This is a genomic window from Pseudomonas rustica, assembly GCF_018336155.1.
Lineage (GTDB): Bacteria > Pseudomonadota > Gammaproteobacteria > Pseudomonadales > Pseudomonadaceae > Aquipseudomonas > Aquipseudomonas rustica.
In genome coordinates, this window is sequence record NZ_JAGYHF010000008.1 from 352,993 (window position 1) to 360,053 (window position 7,061).

The 7,061-nt window shown below is 59.1% G+C and carries 6 protein-coding genes; 2 read left to right on the forward strand and 4 right to left on the reverse strand.

All coding sequences use genetic code 11. The features are described from left to right. Window positions 1-53: 53 nt before the first annotated feature. The 4 genes from KFS80_RS18080 to KFS80_RS18095 form a co-directional block, all read right to left on the reverse strand. The gene (locus tag KFS80_RS18080) at window positions 54-1,487 is read right to left on the reverse strand and encodes an NAD(P)(+) transhydrogenase (Re/Si-specific) subunit beta (RefSeq protein WP_008081130.1); all 1,434 of its coding nucleotides are present in this window, start codon (window positions 1,485-1,487) and stop codon (window positions 54-56) included. Next, window positions 1,487-1,807, reverse strand: coding sequence for an NAD(P) transhydrogenase subunit alpha part 2 (locus tag KFS80_RS18085; protein ID WP_003187417.1), 321 nt, complete (start codon window positions 1,805-1,807; stop codon window positions 1,487-1,489). The genes KFS80_RS18080 and KFS80_RS18085 overlap by 1 nt, the downstream gene beginning before the upstream one ends. A gap of 15 nt (window positions 1,808-1,822) precedes the next feature. Beyond that, window positions 1,823-2,944, reverse strand: a complete 1,122-nt coding sequence (locus tag KFS80_RS18090; protein ID WP_212545483.1) for a Re/Si-specific NAD(P)(+) transhydrogenase subunit alpha — start codon at window positions 2,942-2,944, stop codon at window positions 1,823-1,825. A gap of 434 nt (window positions 2,945-3,378) precedes the next feature. Then, window positions 3,379-4,278 carry a LysR family transcriptional regulator gene (locus tag KFS80_RS18095; RefSeq protein WP_212545484.1) on the reverse strand — a complete coding sequence of 300 codons (900 nt, stop codon included), beginning with the start codon at window positions 4,276-4,278 and terminating at the stop codon, window positions 3,379-3,381. 158 nt (window positions 4,279-4,436) lie between these two features. Here KFS80_RS18095 and KFS80_RS18100 point away from each other — a divergent pair, with 158 nt between their 5' ends. Further along, window positions 4,437-5,618 carry an acyl-CoA dehydrogenase gene (locus KFS80_RS18100; protein WP_053116418.1) on the forward strand — a complete coding sequence of 394 codons (1,182 nt, stop codon included), beginning with the start codon at window positions 4,437-4,439 and terminating at the stop codon, window positions 5,616-5,618. A 13-nt stretch (window positions 5,619-5,631) separates the two neighbouring features. Further along, window positions 5,632-6,852 carry a CaiB/BaiF CoA transferase family protein gene (locus tag KFS80_RS18105; RefSeq protein WP_053116419.1) on the forward strand — a complete coding sequence of 407 codons (1,221 nt, stop codon included), beginning with the start codon at window positions 5,632-5,634 and terminating at the stop codon, window positions 6,850-6,852. Window positions 6,853-7,061 lie beyond the last annotated feature (209 nt).

The window sequence follows — 7,061 nt, forward strand, 5'->3', positions numbered from 1 at the left end:
GCGCAAACAAAAACGCCCCGACAAGTCGGGGCGTTCGGTGTTGCAGCGGGGAATTATTCGACCGCTTTAACCATGTCTTCGATGACTTTCTTCGCGTCGCCGAAGACCATCATGGTCTTGTCCAGATAGAACAGTTCGTTGTCCAGGCCGGCATAGCCGCTGGCCATCGAGCGCTTGTTGACGATGATGGTCTTGGCCTTGAACGCTTCGAGAATCGGCATGCCGGCAATCGGCGACTTCGGATCGTTCTTCGCGGCCGGGTTGACCACGTCGTTCGCGCCCAGCACCAACACCACGTCGGCCTGGCCGAACTCGGAGTTGATGTCTTCCATCTCGAACACTTGATCGTAAGGCACTTCGGCCTCGGCGAGCAGAACGTTCATGTGCCCCGGCATACGGCCGGCAACCGGATGGATCGCGTACTTCACGGTCACGCCACGGTGGGTCAGCTTCTCGGTCAGCTCTTTCAGCGCATGTTGTGCACGCGCTACTGCCAAGCCATAACCCGGCACGATGATCACGGTGTCGGCGTTGGTCAGCAGGAAAGTCGCGTCGTCAGCCGAACCGGATTTTACCGGGCGGGCTTCTTTCGCACCGGCAGGGCCTGCATCGGCTGTGTTGCCGAAACCGCCGAGCAGTACATTAAAGAAGGAACGGTTCATCGCCTTGCACATGATGTACGAGAGGATCGCACCGCTCGAACCCACCAGCGAACCGGCAATGATCAGCATCGAGTTGTTCAGCGAGAAGCCGATACCTGCCGCCGCCCAGCCCGAATAGCTGTTGAGCATCGACACCACGACCGGCATGTCTGCACCGCCAATCGGGATGATGATCAGCACGCCCATCACGAACGCCAGCGCCAGCATCAGCGCGAACGCGGTGAGGTTGCCGGTGAACATGAAGGTCAGGCCGAGTGCCAGCGTAGCCAGACCCAGCACGGCATTCAGCTTGTGCTGACCGGTGAACTGTACCGGTGCGCCCTGGAACAGACGAAACTTGTACTTGCCCGACAGCTTGCCGAAGGCAATCACCGAACCAGAGAAGGTGATCGCACCGATCGCCGCGCCGAGGAACAGCTCCAGACGATTGCCCGCCGGGATCGAGTCGCCCAACTGTTTAACGATGCCCAGCGATTGCGGCTCAACCACCGCAGCGATGGCGATGAAGACTGCCGCGAGGCCAATCATGCTGTGCATGAAGGCGACCAGTTCCGGCATCTTGGTCATTTCAACGCGCTTGGCCATGATCGAACCGGCCGTGCCGCCGACCAACAGGCCAACGATGACGTAACCGATACCGGCAGTCGCCAGTTCAGCGCCCAACTTATAGATGAGGCCAACGGTAGTCAGAATGGCCAACGCCATGCCGAGCATGCCGAACAGGTTGCCGCGCCGCGAGGTGGTCGGGTGCGACAGGCCTTTGAGGGCCTGGATGAAGCAGATCGACGCGATCAGGTAGAGCGTCGTGACGAGATTCATGCTCATTACTTCGGCGCCTCTTCTTTTACTTTCGGGGCTTTCTTCTTGAACATCTCAAGCATGCGGCGGGTGACCAGGAAGCCACCGAACACGTTGACCGCGGCCAGTGCCACGGCGAGGGTGCCCATGGTTTTGCCCAGCGGCGTGACAGTTAGTGCCGCCGCAAGCATGGCACCGACGATCACGATCGCCGAGATGGCGTTGGTTACCGCCATCAACGGCGTGTGCAGCGCAGGTGTAACGTTCCAGACCACGTGGTAACCGACATAAATCGCCAGCACGAAGATGATCAGATTGTAGATACCGGGGGAGATAAGCTCTTCCATCGTCTGAATCCCTGCTTAGGCGTTTTTGCGGATGACTTGGCCGTCGCGGCACATCAGGCACGCGGCGACGATGTCGTCTTCGAGGTTGACGTCGAACTGGCCTTCTTTGGTGAAGACCAGCTTGAGGAAGTCCAGCAGGTTGCGTGCGTACAGTGCCGAAGCGTCTGCAGCGACTTCGCCGGCCAGGTTGGTCGGGCCGCAAATGGTCACGCCATTCTCGACCACGACCTGATCAGCCACGGTCAGCGGGCAGTTGCCGCCCTGAGCCGCCGCGAGGTCGATGACCACCGAACCCGGTTTCATCTGCGCCACGGTGTCCGCGCTCAACAGCGTCGGTGCCTTGCGGCCCGGAATCAGCGCGGTGGTGATGACGATGTCAGCCTGCTTGGCGCGCTCGTGCACGGCCTGGGCCTGACGCTGCATCCAGCTCGCCGGCATTGGTCGCGCGTAACCGCCGACACCGACGGCGCATTCGCGCTCTTCATCGGTCTCGTACGGCACGTCGACGAACTTCGCGCCGAGGGATTCGATCTGCTCTTTTACCGCCGGACGTACGTCAGACGCTTCGATCACCGCACCCAGACGTTTCGCCGTGGCGATCGCCTGCAACCCGGCCACACCGGCGCCAAGAATCAGCACGCGCGCCGCTTTCACGGTGCCCGCAGCGGTCATCAGCATTGGCATGAAGCGCGGATAGTGGTGAGCGGCCAGCAACACAGCCTTATAGCCGGCAATGTTCGCCTGCGACGACAACACATCGAGACTCTGCGCGCGCGAGGTGCGCGGCGCCGCTTCGAGGGCGAACGCGGTAATGCCGCACTCGGCCATCTTCGCGATGGTGTCGTTGTTGAACGGGTTGAGCATGCCGACCAATACCGTACCGCGCTTGATCAGCGTCAGTTCGGCATCGCTTGGCGCGACCACTTTGAGAATCAGCTCGGCGCCAAACGCGTCATTGGCACTGCCAATGGTTGCGCCTGCCGCTTCATAGGCACTGTCGACCACACTGGCTTTAACGCCGGCGCCGGTTTGCACAGTGACCTTATGACCTTGGCTGATCAGCTTTTTAATGGTTTCCGGGGTTGCAGCAACCCGTGTTTCACCGGTCTGGGTTTCGAGAGGAACACCAATGTGCACGTCAAATCTCCTGCGTGATCTTATTGAGTAAACCCATGCACTACGGATGGTGCGACTGGGGCGGCCGATCAGCACGATCCCGCCAAATCAGGGCGGGGCGCGGCATTTTGCAGGCGAACTTTATGCCCTTCAAGGGATTATGACGGGTGACGGAAAATTAACTACAAGTCATGCCGTGACCGAATGTCGCACATGCACGGTCGAATCCCTTACAGGCCGTGCCCTGCAAGGATTCTGGCGCAATATGGAAAAATTTCTCATCGGTGACGTGAATAGGCCGCAATGCGTCGAGAATGGAGGCTCAAAGCCACGTCGGCAGGCGCTTGTAGGACGTCTGTACGACTTTCGGATACAGTCTGTGCATATGCGACAAATAGTTATATCTGTAGGGCTTTGGTTTTTCTGACTACGAGGTCAGCAAACACTGAAAGCCTTTAGCCTTCAAGGCTGTAGCTCTGTGCCTGATTTACCAGCCAGTCACGAAAAGCCTTCAGAGACGCTGATTCCACCTTTCGTTCGGGAATCATCAAGTAATAGGCCTTGATGCTGGAGAGTGCCTGCGGGTTGGCAATTACCAGGCGTTTCTCCGCCAATTCCCGCTGAATCAGGAACGGTGGAATCAGCGCAATCCCCATGTCGTGCATGGCCGCTTGGGCGAGCATGGAGAATAGCTCGTAGCGCGGACCTGTCATGTCGCGGGGGATGTTCAGCTGTTGCGAGTTGAACCACTGTCGCCAGGCGTAAGGGCGGGTGGTCTGTTGCAGCAGCGGCAGATCGGCAATTTCATCGGCGGTCAGAAGCGTCTTGTTGCCGAGTAGGGCGGGGCTGCACACCGGCATCGGATTTTCACCCATCAGCCTGTGGGATTCGGTACCCGACCAATCGGCATCGCCGAAGTAGATCGCCGCATCGAACTCCGTGTCGGCAAACAGGAAGGGCCGCGTGCGGTTGGTCAGGTTGACCGTGACTTCCGGGTGCTTGAGCTGGAAATCCTTGAGGCGAGGCAGCAGCCATTGCGTGCCGAACGTCGGCACCACCGCCAGTTCGATCACATTGGTGCCTTGCTGGCCCATCACTGAGAGGGTGTCGCGCTCAACCGCATCAAGTTGCGTCGCGACTCGGCGGCTGTAGGAAAGTCCTGCCTCGGTCAGCTTCACCCCGCGTCGCGAACGGCGGAACAGTTCGACGCTGAGGAATTCCTCAAGGCTGGCGATCTGTCGGCAAATCGCACCCTGGGTGAGGGAAAGTTCTTCGGCGGCGCGGGTAAAGCTTTCGTGACGTGCGGCGGCTTCGAAGCTGATCAGGGCGGTGGTGCTGGGGATCTTCCTGCGCATGTACGTCAACCTCACTAATGCGCCGCATAAAAGGCATTTCGCGACGTTTCGGAGTGAGAAATTAGCACAACAGAATGCGAAATCCTCGTTTGCCGCGACGACGAACCGCGCCTAGGATCAATGCCACGTTAATTCACCCGATTTACGAGGACACACTCATGGGCGGTAAAGCTAGCTTCAACTGGATCGATCCCCTGCTGCTGGATCAACAGCTCACCGAAGAAGAGCGCATGATCCGCGACACCGCCGAGCAGTTCGCTCAGCAGAAGCTCGCGCCACGCGTTCTTGAAGCTTTCCGTCATGAGAAGACTGACCCGGCAATCTTCCGCGAAATGGGCGAAGTCGGCCTGTTGGGTGCAACCATCCCTGAGCAGTACGGTGGCAGCGGCCTCAACTACGTCAGCTACGGCCTGATTGCTCGCGAAGTGGAGCGGGTCGACTCCGGCTATCGCTCGATGATGAGTGTGCAGTCGTCGCTGGTGATGGTGCCGATCAACGAATTCGGCACCGAAGCCCAGAAACAGAAATACCTGCCGAAACTGGCGTCCGGCGAATGGATCGGCTGCTTCGGCCTGACCGAGCCGAACCACGGTTCCGACCCGGGCGCGATGATCACCCGTGCACGCAAAGTCGACGGCGGCTACAGCCTCAGCGGCGCGAAGATGTGGATCACTAACAGTCCGATCGCCGATGTGTTCGTGGTCTGGGGTAAGGACGATGCCGGCGACATTCGTGGCTTCGTCCTGGAGAAGGGCTGGAAAGGTCTGAGCGCTCCGGCGATTCACGGCAAGGTCGGCCTGCGTGCGTCGATCACCGGTGAGATCGTCATGGACAACGTGTTCGTGCCGGAAGAGAACATCTTCCCGGACGTGCGCGGTCTGAAAGGCCCGTTCACCTGCCTTAACTCTGCGCGCTATGGCATTTCCTGGGGCGCACTGGGCGCTGCCGAGTTTTGCTGGCACACCGCTCGCCAGTACACGCTGGATCGTCAACAGTTCGGTCGCCCATTGGCCGCTACTCAATTGATCCAGAAGAAACTCGCCGACATGCAGACCGAGATCACGTTGGCGCTGCAAGGCTGCCTGCGTCTGGGTCGTATGAAAGATGAAGGTACTGCGGCGGTCGAAATCACTTCGATCATGAAGCGCAACTCCTGCGGCAAGTCGCTGGACATTGCCCGTATGGCGCGCGACATGTTGGGCGGCAACGGTATCTCCGACGAGTTCGGCGTGGCCCGTCACCTGGTCAACCTGGAAGTGGTGAATACCTATGAAGGTACTCATGACGTTCACGCGCTGATTTTGGGTCGTGCGCAAACCGGTCTGCAGGCGTTCTATTAATAGGAGAGCGACCATGGGCGCGCTGTCGCATCTGCGGGTACTGGATTTATCGCGAGTGTTGGCCGGGCCGTGGGCCGGGCAAATCCTCGCCGACCTTGGCGCCGAAGTGATCAAGGTTGAGCGCCCGGGTAATGGTGATGACACGCGCGCCTGGGGGCCGCCCTTCCTTAAAGACGCATACGGCGAGAACACCTCGGAAGCGGCTTATTACCTGTCAGCCAACCGCAACAAGCAATCGGTGACCATCGACTTCACGCGTCCTGAGGGGCAGAAGCTGGTGCGCGAGCTGGCGGCCAAGTCGGACATCCTTATAGAGAATTTCAAGGTCGGTGGTCTGGCGGCATATGGGCTGGACTATGAATCGCTGAAGGCGATCAATCCGAACCTGATCTATTGCTCGATCACTGGGTTCGGGCAGACCGGGCCGTATGCAAAGCGCGCTGGCTATGACTTCATGATTCAGGGGTTGGGCGGGCTGATGAGCCTGACTGGTCGTCCCGAGGGTGATGAGGGTGCCGGGCCGGTAAAGGTCGGTGTGGCGTTGACGGATATTCTTACCGGTCTGTATTCGACGGTGGCGATTCTTGCGGCGTTGGCACATCGCGATCACGACGGGGGCGGCCAACACATCGATATGGCGTTGCTGGATGTGCAGGTTGCGTGTCTGGCTAACCAGGCGATGAATTATCTGACCACAGGCAATGCGCCTAAGCGTCTGGGTAATGCGCATCCGAACATCGTGCCTTATCAGGACTTTCCTACGGCCGACGGCGATTTCATTCTTACCGTGGGTAACGACGGGCAGTTCCGCAAGTTTGCCGAAGTGGCGGGGCAGCCGCAGTGGGCTGACGATCCGCGCTTCGCTACTAATAAGCTGCGGGTGGCGAACCGGGCGGTGTTGATTCCGTTGATTCGCCAGGCGACGGTGTTCAAGACGACTGCCGAGTGGGTTGCCGAGCTGGAGCAGGCGGGCGTGCCTTGTGGGCCGATCAATGATCTGTCGCAGGTGTTCGAGGATCCGCAGGTGAAGGCGCGTGGTCTGGCGATAGAGCTGCCGCACGCATTGGCGGGAATGGTGCCGCAAGTGGCCAGCCCTATCCGCATGTCGCAGACACCGGTTGAGTATCGGCGCGCCCCTCCTTTATTGGGTGAGCATACGCTGGAGGTTCTTCAAGGTGTGCTGGGCTTGGGCGCGGGTGCGGTGGCTGAGTTGAAGGCGGCTGGGGTGCTCTAAAGATCCCTTCTATATAGAAGGGATCGCCTTTGCTTCCTTTATATAGGTGCATTTGGTCGTTATTTAACCAATATGCAAGTGGTTGAAAGAAAAGCGAAATTAACAGTTGACGGCAGATCCCAGACGTCTATAATTCGCCCCACTTCCGGCGCAGTCGAAACGGAAAACTCCTTGAGGTTCAATGAGTTACGCAGTTTTCGGCAGCAGGT